Source organism: Cellulophaga sp. RHA19, assembly GCF_002813425.1.
Taxonomy (GTDB): Bacteria; Bacteroidota; Bacteroidia; order Flavobacteriales; family Flavobacteriaceae; genus Cellulophaga.
On sequence record NZ_PHUL01000001.1, the window covers coordinates 2,843,697 to 2,870,694 of the forward strand.

18 protein-coding genes are annotated in these 26,998 nt (G+C 32.8%); 17 read left to right on the top strand and 1 reads right to left on the bottom strand.

Annotated elements, in window-relative coordinates:
- Positions 1–95: 95 nt before the first annotated feature.
- From AX016_RS12610 to AX016_RS12680, 15 genes are all read left to right on the top strand, one after another.
- On the top strand, positions 96–4,430 hold the full coding sequence (locus AX016_RS12610; protein WP_034643579.1) for a CusA/CzcA family heavy metal efflux RND transporter: 4,335 nt from the start codon (positions 96–98) through the stop codon (positions 4,428–4,430).
- 4 nt (positions 4,431–4,434) lie between these two features.
- Positions 4,435–5,640: an efflux RND transporter periplasmic adaptor subunit gene (locus AX016_RS12615; protein ID WP_100895947.1), complete on the top strand. Its 1,206-nt coding sequence runs from the start codon at positions 4,435–4,437 to the stop codon at positions 5,638–5,640.
- 3 nt (positions 5,641–5,643) lie between these two features.
- On the top strand, positions 5,644–6,057 hold the full coding sequence (locus AX016_RS12620; protein ID WP_028283530.1) for a Fur family transcriptional regulator: 414 nt from the start codon (positions 5,644–5,646) through the stop codon (positions 6,055–6,057).
- A 56-nt stretch (positions 6,058–6,113) separates the two neighbouring features.
- Positions 6,114–6,476: a DUF3703 domain-containing protein gene (locus AX016_RS12625; RefSeq protein ID WP_042506456.1), complete on the top strand. Its 363-nt coding sequence runs from the start codon at positions 6,114–6,116 to the stop codon at positions 6,474–6,476.
- A complete protein-coding gene (locus AX016_RS12630) occupies positions 6,473–8,422 on the top strand; it encodes a heavy metal translocating P-type ATPase (protein ID WP_100895948.1) in 1,950 nt (649 codons plus the stop codon). Before AX016_RS12625 ends, AX016_RS12630 begins: the two co-directional genes overlap by 4 nt.
- Positions 8,423–8,483: 61 nt before the next feature.
- Entirely contained in the window at positions 8,484–8,897 is a 414-nt protein-coding gene (locus tag AX016_RS12635) for an HYC_CC_PP family protein (protein ID WP_100895949.1), read from the top strand.
- Positions 8,898–9,008: 111 nt separating this feature from the next.
- Positions 9,009–12,737 carry an efflux RND transporter permease subunit gene (locus AX016_RS12640; RefSeq protein ID WP_100895950.1) on the top strand — a complete coding sequence of 1,243 codons (3,729 nt, stop codon included), beginning with the start codon at positions 9,009–9,011 and terminating at the stop codon, positions 12,735–12,737.
- Positions 12,734–13,951 (top strand): TolC family protein, encoded by a 1,218-nt coding sequence (locus tag AX016_RS12645; RefSeq protein WP_100895951.1) that lies wholly within the window; start codon positions 12,734–12,736, stop codon positions 13,949–13,951. The genes AX016_RS12640 and AX016_RS12645 overlap by 4 nt, the downstream gene beginning before the upstream one ends.
- 2 nt (positions 13,952–13,953) lie before the next feature.
- Entirely contained in the window at positions 13,954–16,455 is a 2,502-nt protein-coding gene (locus AX016_RS12650) for a heavy metal translocating P-type ATPase (protein WP_100895952.1), read from the top strand.
- A gap of 19 nt (positions 16,456–16,474) precedes the next feature.
- Positions 16,475–16,957: a DUF305 domain-containing protein gene (locus AX016_RS12655; protein WP_034643558.1), complete on the top strand. Its 483-nt coding sequence runs from the start codon at positions 16,475–16,477 to the stop codon at positions 16,955–16,957.
- On the top strand, positions 16,947–18,722 hold the full coding sequence (locus tag AX016_RS12660; protein WP_100895953.1) for an efflux RND transporter periplasmic adaptor subunit: 1,776 nt from the start codon (positions 16,947–16,949) through the stop codon (positions 18,720–18,722). Before AX016_RS12655 ends, AX016_RS12660 begins: the two co-directional genes overlap by 11 nt.
- A 36-nt stretch (positions 18,723–18,758) precedes the next feature.
- Positions 18,759–19,157 carry a heavy-metal-associated domain-containing protein gene (locus AX016_RS12665; protein ID WP_100895954.1) on the top strand — a complete coding sequence of 133 codons (399 nt, stop codon included), beginning with the start codon at positions 18,759–18,761 and terminating at the stop codon, positions 19,155–19,157.
- Between the two features lie 164 nt (positions 19,158–19,321).
- Positions 19,322–21,739, top strand: a complete 2,418-nt coding sequence (locus AX016_RS12670; protein ID WP_198519438.1) for a TonB-dependent receptor domain-containing protein — start codon at positions 19,322–19,324, stop codon at positions 21,737–21,739.
- Between the two features lie 130 nt (positions 21,740–21,869).
- The gene (locus AX016_RS12675; RefSeq protein WP_330400368.1) at positions 21,870–22,628 is read left to right on the top strand and encodes a COG4705 family protein; all 759 of its coding nucleotides are present in this window, start codon (positions 21,870–21,872) and stop codon (positions 22,626–22,628) included.
- Between the two features lie 87 nt (positions 22,629–22,715).
- Positions 22,716–23,156, top strand: coding sequence for a PepSY-like domain-containing protein (locus AX016_RS12680; protein ID WP_100895956.1), 441 nt, complete (start codon positions 22,716–22,718; stop codon positions 23,154–23,156).
- A gap of 50 nt (positions 23,157–23,206) precedes the next feature.
- Here the strand turns inward: AX016_RS12680 and AX016_RS12685 are convergent, their stop codons facing one another.
- Positions 23,207–23,560 carry a phosphatase PAP2 family protein gene (locus tag AX016_RS12685; RefSeq protein WP_157811130.1) on the bottom strand — a complete coding sequence of 118 codons (354 nt, stop codon included), beginning with the start codon at positions 23,558–23,560 and terminating at the stop codon, positions 23,207–23,209.
- 512 nt (positions 23,561–24,072) lie between these two features.
- Here AX016_RS12685 and AX016_RS12690 point away from each other — a divergent pair.
- Positions 24,073–24,954 (top strand): diacylglycerol/lipid kinase family protein, encoded by an 882-nt coding sequence (locus tag AX016_RS12690; protein WP_100895958.1) that lies wholly within the window; start codon positions 24,073–24,075, stop codon positions 24,952–24,954.
- Between the two features lie 400 nt (positions 24,955–25,354).
- Complete coding sequence (locus AX016_RS12695; protein ID WP_232732625.1) at positions 25,355–26,998, top strand: LTA synthase family protein; 1,644 nt, start codon at positions 25,355–25,357, stop codon at positions 26,996–26,998.

Here is a 26,998-nt window from a genome sequence, read left to right on the forward strand (position 1 = left end):
CAATTTTGAACCTATATGGTTCTTTTCATTTCGTGTAATTCTATTTTCTATATCAGAATTATACCGAAAAGTTTAACTGAATTAAAACATTTTCTATGATTAATAAAATCATTGATTTTTCAATCAATAACAAATTCATTATTGGTTTGCTAACGCTTACCATTGTTGGAGCAGGTATTTGGAGTATGACCCAAGTGCCCATCGATGCTGTTCCAGATATTACCAACAACCAAGTACAGGTTATTACACAAGCACCCAATTTAGGTACAGAGGACATTGAACAATTTGTAACCTATCCAGTAGAAGTTGCAATGAGCAACCTACCTGATGTAAAGGAAATCCGTTCCATTTCTCGTTTTGGTTTATCTGTGGTTACTATTGTTTTTGACGATGATATGGGAACCTATCTACCACGTCAATTAGTAGCTGAAAAGCTAAACGAAGTTAAAGAACAAATTCCAAGTGGTTTTGGCGAACCTGCTATGGGACCTATCTCTTCTGGATTAGGAGAAATCTATCAATACACACTTAAAGTAAAACCAGAGTATAAAGACAAATATTCAGTTACTGATTTGCGCACAATGCAGGATTGGATTGTACAACGTCAAATGGCAATGGTTCCTGGTGTGGTAGAAGTAAACGCTATTGGTGGTAAAATTAAACAGTACGAAGTAGCAGTTGATCCAAACGAATTAAACGCTATTGGTCTAACAATTACAGATGTGTTTAATGCTCTTGAAGCCAATAATCAAAATACAGGAGGTGCATATATTGAGAAGAACCATCAAGCTAACTTTATTCGAGGAGAAGGTTTGGTACGAAATTTAGATGATATTAAAAAAATCACTGTCAAGAATATTAATAACATTCCTGTTACTATTGACGATATTGCCAAAGTACAATTTGGTTCAGCTATTCGTTATGGTGCATTAACACAAGATGGAGAAGGCGAAGTAGTAGGTGGTTTGGTTATGATGCTAAAAGGAGCAAATTCCAATGATGTTATTGCAAACGTAAAAGAGCGAATGTCTCAAATTGAAAAGTCATTACCCGAAGGCGTAATTATTGAGCCATTATTAGACCGAAGTAAATTAATTAGCGAAACAACTTCTACGGTTACAACTAATCTTATTGAAGGCGCATTAATTGTCATTTTTGTGTTGGTTTTTTTGTTAGGTAATTGGCGAGGTGGTTTAATAGTGGCTTCTACTATTCCATTATCCTTATTATTCGCTTTTATTTTAATGAACGTTTTTGATGTTTGGGTAAATTTAATGAGTTTAGGAGCAATAGATTTTGGAATCATTGTAGATGGAGCTGTAATTATTGTCGAAAGCACTGTTTTTCTTATAGCATCACAGGTTTTGAAAAAGAAACAACTTACATCTAAAGAAAGAGATAAAGTTGCTACTAATGCTTCAAAAAAGATGATGAATGCTGCTTTCTTCGGTCAATTAATTATCCTTATCGTTTTTCTTCCCATTTTAGCCTTGCAAGGTATAGAAGGAAAAATGTTTAAACCAATGGCTTTGACTTTTATTTTTGCTATGATTGGAGCAATGGTACTGTGTTTAACCTATGTACCAATGATGTCAGCTTTAATATTAAGAGCACCAAAAAATGATAAAAAATCCTATGGAGATAGATTTGTAAATTGGGTTGAAGACAAATATCAACCTTTATTGGTTAGAGCCTTACGAAAAGGTAAATGGGTAATTGGCGTTGCAGTTGTATTGTTCGGAATTACAGTTTTTATGTTTTCTCGAATAGGTGGTGAGTTTATCCCGCAATTGGATGAAGGGGATATTGCATTTCACGCTATTTTAAAACCAGGTAGTTCCCTTACAGAAACCATTGAAACTACGACTAAAATAGAACAAATAGTAAAAGCAAAATTTCCAGAAGTCGATAAAATTGTTAGTCGTATTGGGGTTGCTGAAATTCCAACAGACCCAATGCCAATGGATATTGCTGATGTTTTTGTGATTCTGAAACCCAAAAGCGAATGGACAACAGTAGAGTCAAAGGATGAATTAATTGAAGCAATGAAAGAAGCAGTTGGAATGGTTCCTGGTGTTAATTATGAGTTTACCCAACCTATCGAGATGCGCTTCAATGAATTGCTTGAAGGAGTTCGTGAAGATATTGCCATAAAGCTCTATGGTGAAGATATTGACATTCTATCTCAAAAAGCAGAAGAAATATCTAAAATTATTGCAGGTACTGAAGGTATTGGAGATATGAAAGCGGAAGCCACAACAGGTCTACCACAAATGACTATTAATTACAATAGAAATAAATTGGCACAATACGGACTTCAAATAAATACGCTTAATCAAACCATACAATCTGCATTTGCAGGTGGTATAGCAGGTGTTATTTTTGAAGGTGAAAAACGTTTCGATTTGGTAGTACGTTTAAGTGCTCAAAACCGAAAAGATATTTCCGATGTTCAAAACTTGTATATCAACCTACCTTCTGGCTCTCAAATTCCATTACGTGAAATTGCGGATGTTAGCTACAAAGCTGGTCCAATGCAAATCAGTAGAGACAATACAAACAGAAGAACTTATGTAGGTGTCAATGTTAGAGGGCGTGACGTAAAATCGTTAGTTACAGAAATTAAATCAAAATTAGATGCACAATTAAAACTTCCATCAGGTTATTTTATTCGCTATGGTGGTGCTTTTGAAAATTTAGAACGTGCCAGTAACCGTTTACAAACTGTTGTTCCTATTGCCTTGTTACTCATTTTTGTACTGATTTATTTTGCATTAAAATCCTTATCACAAACCTTGATGATTTACATCGCAATCCCAATGGCAACCATTGGTGGTGTTGTAGCGTTGTGGTTACGAGATATGCCATTTAGTATCTCGGCAGGTGTTGGTTTTATTGTTTTGTTTGGTGTTGCAGTATTAAACGGATTAGTAATGATTAGTGGTCTGAATGAATTAAAAGAAGAGGGTATTACCAATCTAAAAGATAGAATTATAGAAGGTACTAAACGAAGAATCAGACCTATTATGCTAACTGCCTTTACAGATGTATTAGGCTTTTTACCAATGGCTATTTCATCATCAGCAGGTGCAGAAGTACAACGACCTTTAGCAACCGTTGTAATTGGTGGTTTGTTAACCTCTACATTATTAACATTATTCGTTTTACCTATATTGTATCATTGGGTAGAAAACAAATCATTTAAGTTTAGAGCAAATAAAAAAGTAATTACAGTTACTGCTGTCATAGCTTTTATGTTTTTGTTGCCAATAACAGGAGATGCGCAACAAATAAATGATTCTTTACCAATTATTTCGATGCAAGAAGCTGTAAAATTGGCTAAAGAAAACTATCCAAGTTTAAAACAACAACAACTCGAAATTGATAAGCAACAACAATTAAAAGGAACTGCTTATGATTTTGGAACGACTCAAATTTTTACGGGAGGTGAAGAAATCAATAACGGAAATGGTATTTACACCACTATTGGAGTTGGTCAATCAAATATTGATGTATTTGGTATAGCACCAAAGAGAAAATTACTGGAGCAACGTATTCAGTTAGCTAAAAAAGCGTTTCAGCTTTCAGAATTAGATTTAGAATTGGAAGTAAAGAAAGCTTGGGCAAATGCTTTACAGAGTAAAAGGAATTATAATTTATACAAAGAGTTAGATTCCATCTATACCAACTTTGAAAAAGCAGTTGCTTTAAATTATGAAGTAGAAGCCATTTCTAAACTGGAATATGCAGCAGCCAAAAATCAAGCCTTACAGATTCAGAATAAATTTTTGCAATCAAAAAGCAAATATGTTATTGCTTTACAACAATTAAACTTGTGGTTGATTTCAGATGATTTTTATACGGTTTCAGATGAAATTGATATAGCGAGCGAAATAAATGTAGAATCCTTTACTTTAGAAACACACCCTTTATATAGTTTTTCTCAACTTCAACTCGCAGAGGCAGAAGCAAACTTTAAAGCTGCCAAAGCTGAAAATTTACCAAAGTTAAACCTTCAAGGTGGTTTACAAAAAGTAAATGGAAATTCAGGGTTTTATACCTATCAAGCTGGTATTTCCATACCGTTTTTATCTGGTACAACAAAAGCACAAGTTAGAACTGCAAAAATTGATAGGCAAATTGCCGAATCAAATATGCAGTTCAAGCAAAAGGAAGTGCAATCTAAATTTAATCAAGCCAAAGAAAATCACCAAAAATGGAAAACATCTTGGCTGTTCTATAAGGATGAAGTATTACCACTTATTAAAGAACAAAAAACTGGTGCTTTGTTTGCTTATAAAGAAGGAGAGATTGATTACACAGCGTTTACACAACTTATAAAAGAAGCTATTCAATCTGAATTACAATCTCAAGAAGCATTAATAAATTATTTAGAAAGCACATTTCAACTACAATATTTTAATCAATAAGACAATGAAAAACACACAATATATAATTTTAGCACTACTAACAGTTTCATTTTTAGTTGTTGCTTGCGGAAATAAAGAAAGCCATAAGGAAGGTGATGGTCATTCCCATAACGAGGAACAAAAGATTGAAGAAAACGATGACCATAGCGAAGGCGAAGAAGTGATGCTTTCACAACAACAGTTTGAAGCTTTAAAAATGAAGATAGACACCATTGCATTGCGTAATATGAGTGGTTATGTAGAAGCAAATGGCACATTGGAAGTACCACCACAAAGTGAAGCAGCAATAACTTCTGTAGTTGGTGCAAATGTGTTATCCATAAAAGTGATTGAAGGAGACAAAGTGAATAAAGGTCAAATTGTGGCATATCTTTCACATCCAAATATTATTCAAATGCAAACCGATTATTTGAATGCTTTTAGCAATAGTAATTTTTTAAAGAAGAACTTTGAGCGTCAACAAAAATTATATGATGCAGGAGTTGGCTCTGGTGCAAATTTTCAAAAGGCCGAAGCCGAATATGATGCCTCTAAAGCTATGGTAAATGGATTGGAAGCGCAGTTGAAACTATTAAACATAAATACGTCATCAGTACGAAATGGAACAATTGCTCAAAGTATATCATTACGCAGTCCTATTGAAGGCTATGTGCAAAAGGTAGAAGTAAAAACAGGACAGTATGTTGAACCACAAACTGAACTCTTTGAAATTGTAAATACAGATCACGTTCACGCTGATTTAATGGTCTTTGAAAAAGATGTGTATAAAGTTAAGAAAGGTCAAAAAGTAAGCTTTAATATACAAATAATGCAAGATGAAGAATTAACAGCAGAAATCTATTCCGTAAGCAAAACATTTGAAGATGACCCTAAAGCAGTACACGTACACGCTGAAATTGAAAACAAGAAAGGTAACTTAATTCCTGGAATGTATATCCAAGGTAAAATTCAAGTAGAGAACACCAAAACAAAAGCACTTCCTGAAAGTGCGATAGTAAAAGAAGGTGATAGATTTTTCGTGTTTTCGGCAGAAAAAGAAAATGACGATTGGAGTTTTAAACCTATTGAAGTGCTTTTAGGAGCAAAAGATGGCAATTGGGTAGCTGTTCAATTTACTGAAGAACAAGATAAAATCACAAAATTCGCTTATAACAATGCGTATTATTTAATAGCCGAAATGAAAAAAGGCGAAGCAGAACACGAACATTAGATTATGCAAACCATAGAACAATTATTAGAGTTAAAAAATATTCGCGTTACGGCAATGCGTTTATTGATTTATAAGTTTCTTGCAGAGAAACAAGTAGCAGTAACATTAAGTGATATAGAAAATGCTTTTGAAAAAGCAGATAGAACTACATTGTACAGAACTATTAAAACATTCGAGGAAAAAGACATTGTACATCAAATAGATGATGGTACAGGTATTACCAAATATGCTTTATGTGAACAAGGTTGTAGTTGTGATATAAATAAAGATTTACACTTACATTTCCATTGTAACAATTGTAATGAAACCATTTGCTTAACAGACCATAAAATACCAAAAATTAAAGTGCCTGATGGCTTTGTTTCAGAAAATGTAAACTTGGTTGTAAAAGGTATATGTGATAAGTGTAGTGGATAACAAATGCACTTCCATTGCACTAACGATTGTACTACTTTTATTCAAAATTAATGGATATGAAGTTTAATACTAAAATACCTAAACCTCTTAAACAGGCTTATATAGAAGAATTAAAACAATACAGTTTCTGTTTAGAAAATAAGCAGTATAGTAATGCTTGGTATCATTTAGAACGCAGTCATATCATAGGGCAATCTTACCCAATAGAACATACCTATTCACATTGGTTAATGCTAAAGTTTGGATTTATGCAAAAAGATACTAAAGAAGTACTCGGCCAAATTATTAGGTTACTTGTTGGTGGTTGGAAATCATTTATTGACCACGTGCCACTTGGTAACACAGGCAGTGCAAACGTACCACCATTAAAATCTATGCCTATACCTAATGATATTAAAAATTTATTCAATTCAAAATGAAAAAAAAGAAAGTCAATTTAAGAGATTTAAAACCAAATTCAGAAGAGCAACATTCTCACGATGATGGTCATAATCACGGTAATGGAAGTGCATTTAAAACTTATGTGCCAGCAATTATAAGTTTTACGATGCTTATGATGGGTATAGGTTTAGATTATTTTGATGTTTCTTTTTTTAAGAATTGGACTCGTATTGTTTGGTACAGTATAGCATATTTGCCTGTAGGTTTTCCAGTAGTAAAAGAGGGTTGGAATAGTATTAAAAAGGGTGATATTTTTACAGAGTTCTTTTTAATGTCTATAGCTACTATTGGTGCGTTTATAATTGGTGAATATCCAGAGGGTGTAGCAGTAATGTTGTTTTATGCAGTAGGAGAATTATTTCAAAATGCAGCAGTAAATAGAGCAAAAGGAAATATTAAAGCATTATTGGATGTTAGACCAAATGAAGCTCTGGTATATCGCAACAATAATTATGTGTCTGTAAGTCCAGAAACGGTTGAAATTGGTGAAAAAGTGCAAGTACGTGTTGGAGAAAAAATCCCTTTAGATGGTATTCTACTTTCCGACAAAGGTTCATTCAACACAGCAGCATTAACAGGCGAAAGCAAACCTAATACGATTGTAAAAGGCGAAAAAGTATTTGCAGGGAGCATTAATTTGGATGGAGTAATTGAAATAGAAACCACCAAAGAATTTAAAAATAGTTCCATAGCAAGAATTTTGGATATGGTACAGAATGCCACAGCTCGAAAGTCTAAAACAGAATTATTCATTAGACAATTTGCAAGAATTTACACGCCAATCGTTGTGTTATTAGCCATAGGTGTTACGTTTCTTCCATACTTTTTTGTGGATGATTATGTATTTAGAGATTGGTTGTATCGTGCCTTGATTTTTCTCGTGATTTCGTGTCCTTGTGCATTGGTAATTTCAATTCCGTTAGGCTACTTTGGCGGATTGGGAGCAGCTTCAAAAAACGGAATTTTATTTAAAGGCGCTTCGTTTCTCGATGCAATGACCAAAATAAATACGTTGGTTATGGATAAAACAGGAACTGTAACCAAAGGTGTTTTCAAGATTAAAGAAATTAAAGCAATTGGTTGGGAAGAAACCGAATTTATGAAATATTTGATGGCGATGGAAGAACAATCTACGCATCCAGTCTCCAAAGCAATTTTAGAATATAAAGCAGACGGAGCAGATTTTGAGGCTACAGAAGTTTCAGAAATCGCTGGAAAAGGTTTGAAAGGTATTGTAAATGACAAAACCGTTTTAGTTGGAAATAAAGCCTTAATGACTTCTAATAATATTGATATACCATCTGAAACGGAATCTATTGTAGAATCTATCGTTTTAGTCGCTATCGATGGAAAATTTGCAGGTTATGTGGTTATTGCGGATGAATTGAAAGACGATGTAAAAGACACAATTATTAATTTACAAAAAATAGGCATAAAAAATATTATGATGCTTTCGGGAGACAAAGATTCCATAACTCAAAAAGTTGCTTCCGAATTAAACATTGAAAAAGCCAAAGGCGGATTATTGCCAGAAGATAAGCTAAATGAGGTTGAGCTTTTAAAGAAGAATCTCGAAAACAAAATTGCTTTCATTGGCGATGGAATTAACGATGCGCCAGTTTTGGCGGCAAGTGATGTCGGAATTGCAATGGGTGGTTTAGGTAGCGATGTCGCAATAGAAACAGCAGATGTCATCATCCAAACAGACCAACCTTCAAAAGTCGTGAGAGCAATTAAAATTAGTCGTTCTACACGAAAAATTGTATGGCAAAACATCATTTTAGCATTTGGTGTTAAGGTCATTGTTCTAATTTTAGGAGCAGGTGGTTTAGCAACAATGTGGGAAGCAGTTTTTGCCGATGTAGGAGTAGCATTATTAGCAATTTTAAATGCGGTTAGATTACAAAAAATGAATTGGAATTAACCTCTAAACTTCTATTAAACAAAATCAATAGTTGTTAAAATTTTGTAACTTCGCAATTAATATGAAACAAGTATTCCATAGAATAATGTCTTTAGCAATGGCTTTTGTAGTGTTATACTCTACAATGTCATTTACGCTCGGTATGCATTATTGTGGAGATACTTTGGTAGAAACTGCTATGTTCCATAAAGCTGAAGGATGCGGAATGGAAATGGATAATCCTTCAACTGAAGGTTGTTCTATTACAAAAAAGAATTGTTGTAATGATGAACAATTGGTAGTTGATGGTCAAGACGAACTACAATTACAAGTTGACAAAATTTCTTTTGAACAACAAGTATTCATCGCTTCATTTGTTTATACCTATATTAACCTTTTTGAAGGTTTAGAAAACAATGTATCTTCTTTTGAAGAATACGAACCACCACTCGTCATAAAGGAAATCTTCAAGATTGACGAGACTTATTTAATTTGATTTTTAAACAATAGACTGTTTTATCCTATGACTTTATAATGTCATAAGGATAATTTGCTGTATTCGGTGTTTTCTTAACGCCAATGTCTAACTGTTTAATAATCAAATCATATGCTTAATAAAGCAATCAAATTTCTTATAGAGAATAAACTCGTTGCAGTTCTGCTACTTGCTCTTTTTGTTGGATGGGGAACTGTAAACGCACCTTTCAATTGGGATACTCGATTTTTACCAAGTAATCCTGTGGCTGTTGATGCCATCCCAGATATCGGAGAAAATCAACAAATTGTATTTACAAAGTGGGATGGTCGTTCGCCACAAGATATTGAAGACCAAATTACCTATCCATTAACCACATCCTTATTAGGTATTCCAGGAGTAAAAACCATTCGTAGTTCGTCTATGTTTGGGTTTTCAAGTATCTATATCATTTTCGAAGAAGATGTAGAATTCTATTGGAGTCGTAGTCGTATTCTAGAAAAACTAAACTCATTACCAAGTGGATTATTACCTGAAGGTGTTAATCCTGCTTTGGGTCCAGATGCAACAGGATTAGGACAAATATTCTGGTACACACTTGAAGGTCGTGATGAAAAAGGAAACGTGACTGGTGGTTGGGATTTACACGAATTGCGTAGCATTCAAGATTACTACGTAAAATATGCTTTATCTAGTGCAAGCGGTGTTTCTGAAGTTGCTTCTATTGGTGGTTATGTTCAAGAATATCAAGTAGATGTTAATCCAGAATTGATGCGTCAATATAGCATTAGCTTAAACCAGATTGTAAAAGCGGTTAAAAGTAGCAATCAAGATATTGGTGCGCAGACTTTAGAAATCAATCAAGCTGAATATTTAGTGCGTGGTTTGGGTTATGTGAAATCTGTTGAAGATATTGAAAATGCTGTAGTGACATCAGAAGATTTTACCTCAATTAAAATTAAAGACATAGGTAAAGTATCATTAGGTCCAGCAACACGAAGAGGTTTATTGGATAAGGAAGGTGCGGAAGTTGTTGGTGGTGTTGTAGTGGCAAGATATGGTGCTAATCCAATGGAGGTTATTAACAATGTAAAGGCGCAAATTGAGGAACTGAAAGGTGGATTACCTTCAAAAGTATTGGCAGATGGACGAACATCTCAATTAACAGTCGTTCCCTTCTATGACCGTACCGAGCTTATTGAAGAAACATTAGACACGCTTAATGAAGCATTGACACTAGAAATATTAATTACCATTTTGGTTATTATTGTGATGGTTTTCAATTTAAGAGCTTCTATTTTAATTTCTGGATTGTTGCCTGTTGCAGTCTTAATGGTTTTTGTTACGATGAAACTTTTTAACGTAGACGCCAATATTGTAGCACTTTCTGGTATTGCTATAGCTATTGGAACTATGGTAGATGTAGGCGTCATTCTCGCAGAAAATATGATTCGCCATCTCGATGATGACAAATTACGATTACGAGAAGACGGTACAGAGTTAACTACAAATGAAGTGGTTTATAATGCCACAGCCGAAGTTTCTGGAGCGATTTTAACTGCAGTATTAACCACAATTATCAGTTTTGTTCCTGTGTTTACAATGATTGGTGCAGAAGGAAAATTGTTTAGACCACTTGCATTTACCAAAACGATGGCGTTATCAGCATCTTTGGTTATTGCCTTATTTCTAATCCCGCCATTAGCAGCTTATTTATTCAGAAAAACATCACTTAAAAATTCTTTTAAGCATATTTTAAATGGTGCTTTAATAATTGCCGGAATCGCAATTATTGGTGTTGGATATTGGTTAGGGATAATTTTAATTGCTTTTGGTGTCACAGGTTTATTAGGAGTTTCGAGAAAACTCAACAAAAAGAATAGCAATCTTGTTAATATTATCATCTCATGTGCTGCTATTGTATTCTTACTTGCTGAATATTGGAGACCGCTAGGTTTTGACAGAAGTATCTTCATCAACTTAATTTTTGTCGCTATCATTTGCTTCGGAATTTTAGGAATATTTTCAATTTTCAGAAGGTATTATGGACAGATTTTAAACTGGGCTTTAGCCAACAAACTTTTGTTTTTAATGATACCAACTACCGTACTTATTTCTGGTATTTGGATAATGAACAATACTGGAAAAGAATTTATGCCATCTTTAAATGAAGGTTCATTTTTATTAATGCCAACCTCATTACCACATTCTGGTGTTGAAGAAAACAAAAGAGTGCTTCAACAATTAGATATGGCAGTAGCTACTATTCCAGAAATTGAAACCGTAGTTGGAAAAGCTGGTCGAACAGAATCGGCTTTAGACCCAGCACCTTTGTCGATGTATGAAAATATGATTCAGTACAAATCTGAATATATGCGAAATTCCGAAGGAAAAAGGCAACGTTATAAAGTTAATGAGGATGGTGCTTTTGAATTGAAAAATGGAACATTTATAGCTAACCCTAATAATTCCGAAAATGTTGTTTTTACAAAAGTTTTACATTCTCAACTTATCGAAGATAATGATGGAGAATACTACAGGAATTGGCGACCAGAAATACAATCACCAGAAGATATTTGGAATGAAATCGTTAAAGTTACCAAATTACCTGGCGTTACGTCTGCACCAAAATTACAGCCCATAGAAACCAGATTAGTTATGCTTCAAACAGGTATGCGAGCACCAATGGGAATAAAAGTAAAAGGACAAGATTTAAAACAAATCGAAGCGTTTGGTTTGCAATTAGAAAGTCTTTTAAAACAGGCAGAAGGTGTTAAGGTTGAAGCTGTTTTTGCAGATAGAATTGTTGGTAAACCGTATTTGCTCATTGATATTGATAGGGAAAAGATAGCACGTTATGGTGTGTCAATTGAAGATGTGCAAAACGTGCTAAAGTTTGCAATAGGTGGTATGGCTTTAACTCAAACGGTTGAAGGTAGAGAGCGTTATGCTGTTAGAGTACGTTATCCAAGAGAGTTGCGTGGTAATCCAAACGATATAAAAGGTATTTATATTCCTGTTGAAAAAGGAAGCCCTGTTCCATTAAGTGAGTTGGCGACTATTCAGTATGAACAAGGACCACAGGTAATTAAAAGTGAGGACACCTTTTTAGTTGGCTACGTGTTGTTTGATAAATTAGATGGGTTTGCAGAAGTGGATGTTGTTGAAAATGCACAGGCATTGTTTCAGCAAAAAATAGATGCAGGAGAATTAACGGTTCCTAAAGGCATCAGTTATAAATTCACAGGAACTTACGAAAATCAGTTACGAGCAGAAAAAACATTGTCCGTTGTCGTTCCATTAGCACTTGCTATTATTTTCTTGATTCTGTATTTCCAGTTTAAATCTGTTACTACCTCACTAATGGTATTTACAGGAATAACGGTTGCATTTGCAGGTGGTTTTATAATGATATGGCTGTATGGTCAAGATTGGTTTTTTAATTTTAGTTTGTTTGGAGAAAATATGCGAGACCTTTTCAATATGAAAACCATCAATTTAAGTGTAGCGGTTTGGGTAGGTTTTATAGCATTATTTGGGATTGCAACAGATGATGGTGTCGTTATGGCAACATACCTCACGCAAACTTTTGAGCGAGAAAAACCTTCGGATAAAAAGAGCATTAGAACTTCCGCTTTACAAGCAGCCGAAAAACGTATTCGTCCGTGTTTAATGACTACGGTAACTACCATTTTGGCGCTGTTGCCAGTATTGACATCCACAGGAAAAGGAAGTGATATTATGATACCTATGGCAATTCCAATATTTGGAGGGATGGTTATAGACATTACCTCTTACTTTATTGTACCAGTATTATATAGCTGGAGAGAAGAGTTTAAATTGAAAAGAGCAAACAAATGAAAAGAATAATTTATACACTCATAGGTTTATTAATTTTTAGTGTCTCAAATGCACAAGAATTAGAAGTACTTATTAATGAAGCATTAAATAATAATCCTGAAATTCAAAAATTTGAATTACAGTATCGCATTGCTTCCGAAAAAGTGAATGAAGTCAATACCATTCCTAATACCGAATTTAGCGTGGGTTACTTCGTAAGCGAACCAGAAACCAGAACAGGAGCGCAACGTTTTAAAGTATCGGCAAAACAAATGTTACCGTGGTTTGGTACAATTGCTTCACGAGAAAATTATGTGAGTGCTTTGGCAGATGCTAAATACGAAGACATTGTTGTAGCTAAAAGAAAATTGATGGCTTCTGTAGCACAATCCTATTATTATCTTTACGCTAATAAAGCAAAACAAGAGGTTTTAAGCGAGAATATTAAACTATTGGAAACCTACGAAACGTTAGCATTAACCTCGGTTGAAGTTGGCAAAGCTTCAGCTGTAGATGTGTTACGATTGCAAATGCGTCAAAATGAAATGCAACAACTAAAAGATGTTTTAAGTCAACAGTTTTTAGCAGAACAAACTAATTTCAATAAGCTTTTGAACAGGAAAAATGATACTGCTGTTAGTGTGGTAGATGGTTTAATGATGCCTTCAGAAGACTTTGAAATCACTACTAAAAATTTAGCCTTACACCCTGAATTGTTAAAGTATGATAAACTATATCAATCCATAGAACAATCCGAATTACTAAACCAAAAAGAAAGCAGTCCTATGATTGGTTTTGGCTTGGATTATATCAATATTTCCGAAAGACCAGATATGAATTTCTCTGATAACGGTAAAGATATTGTAATGCCAATGGTTTCGGTGTCCATCCCAATATTCAATAAGAAATACAAATCTCAAACCAAGCAAAATAAGTTGCAACAACAGGAAATTACGGCTCAAAAACAAGAACGATTAAACACTTTGGAAACGCTTTTAAGTAAAGCAATTAATGAGCGTATTTCGACAAGAATAAGTTATGAGACTCAAACCAAGAACTTAAAACAAGCCAAAGATGCTGAAGACATTTTAATCAAAAGCTACGAAACAGGAACGATAGATTTTAATGATGTTTTGGATATTCAAGAACTACAATTAAAGTTTCAAATGAACCAAATAGAATCTGTGAAGACCTACTATGTTCAGAGTACTATAATTAATTATTTAATACAATAGTAATGAAACATACATATCACATACACGGAATGACGTGCAACGGTTGTCGTACTCATGTAGAAGAAACACTTTCTAAAGTGGAAGGTGTTTCAAAAGCAACAGTCAATTTAGAAAAGGCAGAAGCTACAATCGAAATGGAATTGCATATTCCTATAGAAACATTTCAAGAAGCCTTAAAAAATGATGGTGGGAGATACAGTATTCATAAACAAGGTGAACATCATCACCATTTAGAAGATAAAACAGAAAAAACATCAAAAGGCAAAGGCACAGGTACATTTTATTGCCCAATGCATTGCGAAGGTGATAAAACCTACGATAAATCAGGCGATTGTCCTGTTTGCGGAATGGATTTGGTTGAAGAACAAAATCTATCGACAGCTTCAACAGAACAATGGACGTGTCCAATGCATCCAGAAATCGTAAAAGATGAACCAGGTTCGTGTCCTATTTGCGGTATGGATTTAGTACCAATGCAACCAGATGTTTCAGCAGAAGAAAAGACCTATAAAAAATTATTGAAGAAGTTTTGGATAGCAACTGCATTCACATTACCAATATTCTTAATGGCTATGAGCGAAATGCTCAATAACAATCCATTGTACGATATAATGGAACAGAAATATTGGAATTGGATTCAGTTTGCATTATCTATTCCAGTTGTATTTTATGCGACTTGGATGTTCTTTGAGCGTGCTTATAGAAGTATAAAAACGTGGAATCTCAATATGTTCACACTTATTGGAATCGGTGCAGGTGTGGCTTGGTTATTTAGTGTGTTTGGGATGTTATTTCCAGATGTGTTTCCAGCACAGTTTAAAACTGAATCAGGTGCAGTACACGTCTATTTTGAAGCAGCAACGGTTATTCTAACCTTGGTGCTTTTAGGACAGTTGTTAGAAGCGCGAGCACACAGTAAAACCAATTCCGCAGTAAAAGAGTTACTAAAGTTAACACCTAATAAAGCCATAAAAATAATTGATGATGAAGAAATTGAAGTCAGTATAGATAAGATAGAATTAAATGATATTCTAAAAGTAAAACCAGGTGATAAAATTCCTGTAGATGGTGTAATAACAGAAGGAGAAACAACCATTGATGAATCTATGATAACAGGAGAACCTATTCCTGTAAATAAATCACAAGACGATAAAGTAAGTAGCGGAACCATTAATGGGAATCAATCATTCTTGATGAAAGCGGAAAAAGTAGGAAGTGATACCTTACTCTCACAAATCATACATATGGTTAATGATGCCAGTAGAAGTCGCGCACCTATTCAGAATTTAGCAGATAAGGTATCAGGTTATTTTGTGCCAGTTGTAGTTCTTATTTCTATTATCACATTTATGGTTTGGGCAATTTGGGGACCAGAACCTGTTTATGTATATGCGTTTGTGAATGCAATTGCAGTTTTAATCATTGCGTGTCCTTGTGCTTTAGGTTTAGCAACACCTATGTCTGTAATGGTTGGTGTGGGTAAAGGTGCTCAAAATGGTGTATTAATTAAAAATGCCGAAGCTCTCGAAAAAATGGATAAGGTAAATACACTTATAGTTGATAAAACAGGAACTATTACAGAAGGAAAACCAACGGTAGAAACAGTAGGTGCTTTTAGTGATACTTTAAACAAAAATGAACTACTTCAATACATTGTTTCATTAAATGCCAATAGTGAACATCCTTTGGCAGAAGCGACAGTTAAATATGGAAAGGAACATAACGCTGAAAGAATAAAATCTAAAAACTTTAGTGCTGTCACAGGAAAAGGTGTTGAAGCTATAATAAATGATAAAAAAGTGGCTTTAGGGAATCCTAAAATGATGGAATATGCCAAAGCAGATATTACTTCTACAATGAAAGACGAAGCTAAATCTTACCAAAAACAGGGTAAAACAGTTTCTTATTTGTCATTAGATGAAACCGTTGTTGGGTATGTAGTTATAGGCGATATAATAAAAGAAACAAGTGCCAAAGCGATTAAAGTACTTCAAGATAAAGGTATTGATGTAATAATGCTAACAGGCGATAATCACGATACAGCACAAGCAGTAGCATCAGAGCTTAATCTTGCAGATTTTAAAGCCAGTATGTTACCAGAAGATAAACTCAAAGAAGTAGAGAAACTGCAAGAAAATGGAAAAGTGGTTGCTATGGCAGGTGATGGTATTAATGATGCACCAGCATTGGCAAAAAGTGATGTAGGTATTGCAATGGGAACAGGAACAGATGTAGCGATAGAAAGTGCAATGATAACCCTGGTAAAAGGTGATTTACACGGCATAGTAAAGGCTAAAAATTTAAGTCATTCCGTAATGAAGAACATAAAGCAAAATCTATTTTTTGCACTTATTTATAACACATTAGGAGTACCTATTGCAGCAGGCGTATTATTCCCATTTTTTGGCATTTTATTGTCGCCAATGATAGCAGCATTAGCAATGAGTTTTAGTTCTGTTTCGGTAATAGCAAATGCTTTAAGATTAAGAACAATTAAAATTTAACTATAAAATCAAACTAATTATGGAAAATTCAAAAGAACACACAAACAAAGGAAACTATAAAACATTTTTTTTAATGTTAGGGTTATCATTTATAGCTATGTATATAACAATGTACTTAAATACATATTCCATAGACCACGTATGGTTTAGCTTAACACGTTTCTATATGACGTGTTTGGGTATTTCAACAATGGCTGTCATAATGTGGTTTTTTATGCGAAAAATGTATAACGACAAAAAAAAGAATATAGCAATACTTGCAGGTAGTTTTATTCTCTTTGTAAGTGCATTAGGATTAGTAAGAACACAAGCACCAATTATTGGTGATGTCCTTTGGATGAAAGCAATGATACCGCACCATTCCATCGCAATATTAACAAGTGAAAGAGCGGATATAAAAGACCCAGAAGTTAAAAAATTAGCAGATGATATAATAAAAGCACAAAAGAAGGAAATAGAAGAAATGAAAGCAATGATAAAACGATTAGAAAATGAAAAATAATAAAATAGTGATATATATAGGCTTAGTTACTATAGGTCTATTGTTGGGGTGGTTACTTTTTAGTGGTTCATCAAACGAACAGACAGAACATAATCACGACGAGCTTGCAGAAACCAATCAAATGTGGACGTGTTCTATGCATCCACAAATTATGCAACCAGAACCAGGTGATTGTCCTATTTGTGGGATGGACTTAATTCCTGCCGAAAATGGAAGTGATGGTCTGTTAGCAGACCAATTCAAGTTAACCGAAAATGCGATGGCTTTAGCCAATATTCAAACAACTGTTGTAGGTAAAGGAAATGTTGATGGCAACACCCTTAAATTATCTGGTAAAATTGCTGAAAATGAAGAGGCAAACGCAGTACAAGTCAGTTATTTTTCGGGTAGAATAGAACGTTTGAATGTTAGTTTTACAGGCAAAGAAGTTCGTAAAGGTCAATTATTAGCAACCATTTATTCGCCAGAATTGTATGCAGCACAGCAAGAGTTAATTACGGCATCATCTTTAAAGGAATCCCAACCTGAATTATATAAGGCAGTTCGTAATAAATTGAAGTTGTGGAAGCTTTCTGTAAGTCAAATCAATCAAATTGAAGAAACCCAAAAAGTAAAAGAAAACTTTCCAGTTTATGCAACAGTTTCAGGAACAGTTACCGAAAAATTAGTAGAACAAGGCGACTACATCAAACAAGGTCAACCATTGCTTAAGATTGCAAATCTCAATACGGTTTGGGCAAACTTTGATGTCTATGAAAATCAAATCGATTTATTTAAAAAGGGACAAGAAGTTTTAGTGACTACAAACGCTTATGCTAATAAGGAATTTAAAGGGAAAGTAGATTTCATTGAACCAATTTTAAATACTAAAACAAGAACAGTAACCTTACGTGTGGTGCTTAATAACAAAAACGATGTATTTAAACCAGGAATGTTTGTAACCGCAAATATTGAACGAGTTTCAAGTAGTAATGATGCGGTATTAACAATCCCTGCATCTGCTGTACTTTGGACAGGTAAACGTTCTGTGGTCTATTTAAAAACCAATCCAGACCAAACCATTTTTGAAATGCGTGAAGTTGTTTTAGGGAACCAAATTGGTAATGAATATGAAGTTTTAGAAGGTTTATTTATTGGAAATGAAATCGTGACTAACGGCACATTTACAGTAGATGCAGCAGCCCAATTACAAGGTAAAAAATCAATGATGAATAAGGATGGTGGCAAAGTAATGACAGGTCACGAAGGACATTTAGGTATGGATAATAAGGCATTAAAAGAAGAGAACGACCATACCAATATGAATGAACGTTTGGAAGTGTCAGAAAAATTTCAAGAACAATTAAAAGTTGTTTACAATGATTATATCAATTTAAAAGGTGCTTTAGTCAATGAGGATTTTAAAACTGTAATGACAATATCAAATAGCTTATTGGATAATATATCTAAAGTATATATGAAGTTACTAAAAGATGAAGCACATACACATTGGGTGTCATTGGAAAAAGAAGTAAAAATTGCTGCGACATCTATTTCCAAAACATCAGATATAAAGGAGCAAAGAGTTCATTTCAAAGATCTATCATCACAATTAATAAATGCAGTACAACTGTTCGGTATTAATGAAAAAGTGTATGTGAAGTTTTGTCCGATGGCAGAAAACAACAATGGCGCTTATTGGTTGAGTAAAGAAGAAAAAGTAATCAATCCCTATTTTGGTAGCACCATGTTAACCTGCGGAGAAGTAAAACAAGTCATAGAATAATAATAAATCAAATAATAACAATTAAATTTTAAAAAAATGAATAAAGTAATTTTAAGTGTAGCTATAATAATGGCTATAGGATTAACAAGTTGTAAAAATGAAATTAAAAAGGAAGCTGAAACATCAACTACTGAAATGTCCAAAGAAATCGCAATGACAGATTTATCTTTTGGCGTAAGAGGCAATTGTGGTATGTGTAAAAACACCATTGAAAAAGCAGCCTATAGTGTTGAAGGTGTTACTGCTGCAAACTGGGATAAAGACAAAAAGAAGATTGATGTTTCTTTTGATGATACCAAAACAGATGCTATGACAATTCACAAAGCTATTGCAGCTTCAGGATATGATACCGAAAAAGTTGCAGGTAGTGAAGAAGCTTATGATGGTTTACCAGGTTGTTGTCAATACGACCACGAAATGATGATGAATCAATAAAATTTGAAATGTTTACAGGCTGTTTGAAAATGACAAAATCATTTTTATTGACAGCCTTTTTTTTAATAATTTTTATAAATTAAAAGTTCAATATCTCACAACTTAACTTCTTTAGTATCCCTTTAGATTTCAACACTACATTTGTCCTGTAAAAATTGAAACTAATGATAAAACAAACGCTTACAGTACTTATACTATTTATTTCATTCTTTGTAAATGCACAAGAAACAATTACTATTACTGGTCAAATTATAGACCAAGAAACTCAAGAAACTTTGCCTTTTGTTAGTGTTTCTATAAATGATGAAGCTACTAATGCCATAGTTACAGGAACCATTAGCGATGATAATGGACGATTTGAAATCAAGGATTTAAAAACAGGGAAGTACATCATAAATATTACCTATTTGGGTTTTGAAACGATACAACGAAAAATTGCTTCAGGTGGATTAAACCCAATTTTCGATTTAGGTAAAATAGAACTAAAATCCTCTGCTGAAGCTTTAGATGAAGTAACCATTGAAGCAAAACGAGCGACTGTAAATTCAGCATTGGATAAAAAGTCTTTTAGTCTTACTGATAATGTGGCGCAGTCTGGTGGTTCTGTGGTGGATGCTATGAAAACAATGCCAGGTGTTGCTTTCGACCAAGAAGGAAAAGTGGTGTTGCGTGGTAGTGATAAAGTAGTGGTTTTAATAGACGGCAAACAATCGAGTCTTACTGGTTTTGGTAACCAAAAAGGATTAAGCAATATTCCGGCATCTAATATTGAACGTATTGAAATCATCAACAATCCATCCGCAAAATACGATGCTAACGGTTTTGCAGGTATTGTAAATATCATTTATAAAAAGGAAAAGCAAACAGGTTTGAATGGAGACGTGGGTTTGTCGTTCGGTTTGGGTGCGTTATCTAAACGAAAACAAGATACACCTACAGATTATGGAAGTTTTTCAGTTAATCCTAAACTGATTCCAAGTTTAAACCTTAATTACAGAACAGATAAGCTTAATTATTTTCTACAATCAGAGTTCATCATTCAAGAAGCGTTACCTAATAATGAGTTTACAACAAGAAATTACGATGATGGTCGTAACATCATTTCACAAGTTCCCGAAAACAGAAGACAGTTTCGTTCTATAATTACGGGAGGAGTAGATTGGGAACTTAGCGATAATGATGCCATTACCTTTTCTGGAATGTTCGACAGGGAAAAACATATAGATACTTCGCAAGTTGCTTTTATTAATTTAGATAATAATGTTCGTAATCGTTTGTACACTTGGAAAGAAGAAGAAATTACAAGCTTTATAAACGTCGCAGCTAATTATAAACATAACTTTCCTCAGGCAGGTCATTCGTTAACGGCGAATACTCAGTATACAAAAGGTCTAGAAGATGAAAGTTATTTTCTAAACGATAGTTCTGCTATTAGAATAGGTAGAGATATGACTAATATTAGAGCCATAGAGCACACCACAAGCTTATCTACAGATTATGCACGTGCATTAAGTAGTGGTAAAATTGAAGCAGGAGCAAAGGTGAGATTCAGAAATTTGCCTGTAAATTATACTGTAAATAGAGGTAACCAATCTATTATCTATCCTAATTTAGGTGATTTCTCAAAATGGAAAGAAAACCTATATGCTTTTTATGGTAATTATCTTTTAGAGAAAGAACGTTTTGATGTTGAAGCAGGATTAAGGGCAGAGCAAACAGATGTATCATACAAATTAGACCCTGCAAATACTTATTATGCAGCTAATGATAAATATGATTATTTCGAATTATTCCCAAGTGTGCGGTTTACGTATAAATTAAATGATAAAAACAAACTTTCATTATTTTACAATCGTCGAGTAGATAGACCAGGCGAACCCGAATTGCGCATCTTTCCAAAATATGATGACCCAGAATTATTAAAAGTTGGAAACCCGTATTTACGTCCGCAGTTTACAAACAGCGTAGAAGCAGCACATCGTTATAATTGGGGTTCAGGCTCATTGTTTTCAGCCATCTATCACAGACAGATTAAAGGTGCTTATCAACGCATTTTTAGTGTAGATAATAGCAATCCAGATTACGATATTGTTAATCGAGTTTATCAAAATACAGGAGAAAGTACCAACACTGGAATGGAGTTGTTATTTAGTCAAGACATTACACTAAATTGGAAATTAACGGCTAGCACAAATATTTACATAAATAGTATAAGTGCTTATGAAGGTACATTATTATTTCCTTTTGTAAGAAATTTCAACATTACTAAATCATCAGACACAGCAGGTGATTTTAAAATATCAAACGCATTTATGCTTCCTTATAAAATAGAAGCCCAAGTTACCGGATTGTATTATTCTAAACGAAATATTCCTCAAGGAGAAGAGTTAGCAAGGTCTTCAATAGATTTAGGCTTAAAGAAATCTATTTGGGATAAAAAAGGGGAAGTCACATTATCCGTAAGTGATTTGTTTAACAACTTTGGATTAAGGCAGCGCATTTCAGGAGAAGGATTTACTGCACTTTATGAAAACTACTACGAAACCCAAATTATAAGATTAGCAATGAAATATAAGTTTTAGTTTTAAGAATATGTAGCTTAAGTTTTTCTTTAAAATTACATATTACTTTTAGTGTACAATGCAAGACCTGTAAGAGAAAGTAATCCTTACTATTTAAAACTATTTTCTTTTATCAGGTACAACTAAATTTATGAAACTTATGGAAACTAAAACATTAAATAAGGTAGCAGAAATAACAGCATTATTTTGGTTGATGAAAATAATAGCCACTACATTGGGTGAAACCTTAGGAGATTTTATTGCACAAACTTTAGGTTTGGGTTATTCTGTAGGTATTTTAATTACATTCACGTTTTTTTTAATTGCTCTTGGCATTCAGTTATATTCAAAAAAGTATGTGCCATTATATTTTTGGCTGGTTATTATTGCTACAACAACATTAGGAACAGAGATTTCTGATTTTATGGATAGAAGTCTTGGCCTTGGTTATACCTATGGTAGTTTAGTTTTAGCTATTGGTTTAATAGGAACACTTTTTCTATGGTATAATAAATATAAAAATTTAGAGGTAAATCCAATTATCTACAAAAACAAAGAATTATTTTTTTGGACTGCAGTATTATTTTCAAATAGTTTAGGAACTGCATTTGGAGATTATTTGAGTGATGAAATTGGTTTTAGTTATTTAATAGGTGCATTAGTTACTGCATTAATTATAGCATTGGTTATTCTACTTCATTATTTCACAAAAGTGAATCAAATACTACTATTCTGGATTGCATTTGTCTTTACACGCCCCTTTGGAGCAACATTTGGTGACTTTCTTACTAAGCCTTTAAATAAAGGAGGGCTAGATCTAGGAACATTACCTGCGTCTACAGTGTCTGTTGGATTAATAGCAATACTAATTTATATCTCTCATAAGCAATATCAAAAGAAACTATTATAGCCTAATTACTCTTTAGATTTGCTTGAAAATATCTTTAGAATTGATTACTAGATTTATACTAGTATTAATTTAAAAATTATATAAGATATGAAATCATTAAAAGTAATTTTAGGAGCCTTTTTAATATGTACAATTTTTGCTTTTTCCTCAGGAGTAGATAAAGTCCCGCAAAAAGTAAAAGAGGCATTTACTAAAAAGTTTCCCACTGTTAAAAAAGTAAAATGGGAAAAAGAAACTGCTACCGAATGGGAGGCTGAGTTTAAAATGAATAAGGTTGAATATTCAGCAAACTTTCTAGAAGACGGTTCTTGGCGAGAAACAGAACACGAGATTAAAGAAAAAGATATTCCTAAAAATGTAAAATCTACTTTAACAACTACTTTTCCTGATTATGAAATGGAAGAAGCCGAAATATCAGAAACCCAAAATGGTATAGTCTATGAATTTGAAATAGAAAAAGGAGAAACTGAAATGGAAGTTACAATAGACCCTAACGGTAAAGTTGTAAAGCATAAAGTTAAAAATTGATTAAAAGAGAAAGGGATACTTCAGATATAAAATGAAATATCCCTTTTATATCAAAAGGTTTTTTTAAAATATACTCCATAGTGATTTTTATCTATTTTTGGATATAAGTTAATTCCTTTTACTTTTTTAAAGGGGTTCCATTTAATTATAGGATCAAATAAATATACTAATTCCGTTACCAATATTCCAATACCTGCGCTAACTATTACATCACTAAACCAATGTGAATTGTTTGCAATTCTTAATCCTCCTGTGGCTGTCGCAAAAGCATAGCCACTATATGCCAAATAAGGAGATGAGTCTTTAAATTCTTGATATAGAACCCCAGCATTTGTAAAGGCAAAGGATGCGTGTCCTAACGGAAATGATTGCAAGTCTTCTTCGCCTTTTGGCCTAGCTTTCATTGTCCAGTTTTTTAACCTGAATGTTATGAAGTCTGAAATTATGATTGAGATAGTCAAATTCTTTGATTGATCAAACCAATGATTTTTAGATTTTATTCCAAAAGCATCTGCAGCATACATTTCTAAGATAGGAGCATACCTTAAATAATCATCAACATTGGTTTTAAAATTGTTACCAACTAAATCCCTAGTATTTTTTTGAAAATCTTTTTCTAATTCACTTCCACTAACAAGACTTCCGGTTATAATTAAAGAAATAGGAAGAATATTTTTTTTAAAAAATTATTCTTCTGATTAGAAGTAATTATTATCGAATCCTTTTGAGCATAGATGCAAATAGTATTGAAACTAAAAATAATTAATAAGGCTGTAGATTTCATAATGTAATTTTTTTAGTTTAAACCTAAACCAGAAATCTAAAGAAACTTTAAAGCAAATTCTCTTTAAAATTTCTTTAGATTCTCTATCTACTTTTAAAAAATATAATTCTATTATAATCTTATTTCAAAGAGTTGATTGATATTCATTTTATTGTAAATCCTATAGCAGGTTCTGGTAATAATATTTTTACTACAGAGTATCTGCAATCATATTTTAATGCGGAATTATATATTGTAAAAATTAAAGTATCAGAATATAAAGGGCATCCTTTAATTTTAGCGCAAAAGTCTATATCGCAAAGAGCTAATATAATTGTTGCGTGTGGAGGTGATGGTACAATAAATGAAGTAGCTACTAAATTGGTAGGGACTAATATCATCTTTGGTATTGTTCCTTTAGGCTCAGGTAATGGTTTAGCTTCAAATTTAAAAATACCATTTTCTATAAAAAATGCTCTGTTAAAAATTAAAATTAAAAACGTAGAGAAAATTGATATTGGCCTAATTAATAGTAAACCATTTTTTAGTAATATGGGAATAGGTTTTGATGCTGAAGTTATTAAAGATTATGAAAAATTTGAAAGAAGAAATTTTTATAGTTATTTAATATCTAGTATAAAAACATTAAGAAGATTTAAAAAGAATACAAAAAAAGTAATTTTATTAGATAAAGGTAAAAAACTAATAAATCCGTTTATGGTTTTTATTTCCAATACAAATCAAATGGGATATGGTATTAGCTTAACTCCTAAAGCTTTATTAAACGACGGAAAGCTAGATGTTGTAGTTATTCCAGAAATATCTAAAAGAAAAATTATTTTATTAGGATTATTAATGTTGCTAAAAAAAACACACCTTTTTAAGCCTTTAGAATATTATCAGTCTAATTCTATAGTTGTTAGAAACTTAAGTAAAAAACCTTTAGACAGTCAAATTGATGGTGAGTATACTAAGCAAATGAATGATATGTTAAATATTGAAATATTAGAACAGTCATTATCTGTCATTGTGTAGAAATTAAATCCTCCTTTTACAATAAACTAGCTTAAGATTATCTTTAGAATTGAACAATACTTTTAACACTTAAATAATTTAATTGTTGAGTATGGAGGTGTTTAATAAATTTTTATCTAAAGTTAAATTTACAAAACCTATTGTAACTTTTTTTTTAATTGGATTAGCTATTACAACTTTGAGTAGAGTTTTTATTCTAATCTTTTTCTGGGAGAGAGTTTCAAGCTCAGAAAACTTTTGGTTGTTATTTCCAATTGGAATTAGAATGGATGTTATATTATTAAGTTATATCTCTATTTTACCTACATTTTTAATTGTCTTTTTACCTAACGTAGCTTTAAAATTTATAAAACCATTTTTCAGGTATTTTTTAGGTATAATGTTAGTTCTGTTCCTATTTATGGAAATAGTTACACCTACATTTTTATTACAGTATGATACTCGACCAAATAGACTTTTTATAGAATATTTAATATACCCTAAAGAGGTGTCTAATATGTTATTAAAAGGTTTTGGTTTACAGATATTACTTTGTGTTTCATTACTTGTTTTAGGTTCTATATTTATATTTAAAAAAAGTAAAAACTGGTTTTCTTTAGATTTTAGTACTCAGTATAAATGGAAAATTTTTCTTTTTCCTTTACTAGCTTTTTTATTATTCTGGGGAGCTAGATCGTCATTAACATCTTTAAGACCAATAAACCCTAGCAGCGCTATTTTTTCGCCAGATCAATTTACCAATAGTCTCGCAATGAGTTCTTTATATACTGTTTCATTTGCTGTTTACTCTTTAAGAGATGAAGTAAATAGTAATAAGATGTATGGAAAAATGGATGAGAAAGAAGCCATAGAAAGAGTCCAGAAATATATGACAACAAATGGGGCTTCTAGTTTTACTAACAAGGATATTCCTTTATTACATCAGCAAATTAGTACTCATAAAACTGATAAACCATATAATTTGGTGATTTTTCTACAAGAAAGTTTGGGAGCAGAGTATGTTGGTTATATGGGAGGTTTGCCATTAACTCCAAATTTAGATAAACTTTCAAAAGAAGGTTTAGCTTTTACTAATTTGTATAGTACTGGAACAAGAAGTGTGAGAGGTATAGAGGCAGTTGTATCTGGTTTTTTACCAACTCCTAGTAGAAGTGTTGTTAAGTTAGGTAAGTCACAACAAGGTTTTTTCACTTTGGCAGATGTGCTTGGTAAAAAAGGATATGAAACTAGTTTTATATATGGGGGGCTTGCTAATTTTGATAATATGGCAAGTTTTTTTAATGGTAATGGATTTAAGAATATTGTAGACGAGAACGATTTTGATAAAAATGAGTATGCTTTTAAGGGGGTATGGGGAGTCTCTGATGAAGACCTCGTAAAAAAAGCAAATTCTCTATATAAATCTTACGGAGATAAACCATTCTTTTCATTAATGTTTTCATCTTCAAATCACGAGCCATTTGAGTTTCCTGATGATAGAATTGAATTGTTTGATAAAAAGAAAAATACTGTAAATAACGCTATTAAATATGCAGATTATGCGATAGGTAAATTTTTTGAAGCTGCTAAAAAGGAAGCTTATTATAATAATACTGTTTTTATCGTGATTGCTGATCATAACACAAGAACTTACGGTAAAAACTTAATACCCGTAAATAAGTTTCATATTCCTGCATTAATTATAGCTCCAGGAATAGAAGGAGGAGTTAATTATGATAAACTATGTAGTCAAATAGACATTCCTCCAACCTTATTAGATCTTACAGGGTTAACTGTTGAAACCCCAATGCCTGGTAGAAATATTTTTGAATTAGATTCACTTACTCCTGGTAGAGCAATGATGCAATTTTATACTACAAATGCATTTAGGGTAGGTAATGATTTAGTTGTGCTACAGCCTAATAAACCAGCAGTTCAGTTTCAATTATTAAATGACACCGTTTTTATAGAAAAACCATTAGATAAGGAGTTAGCAAAAGATGCTCTAGGTCATATAGTTTCTGCTTCTAATATGTATAAAAATGGTACGTATAAAATTGAATAA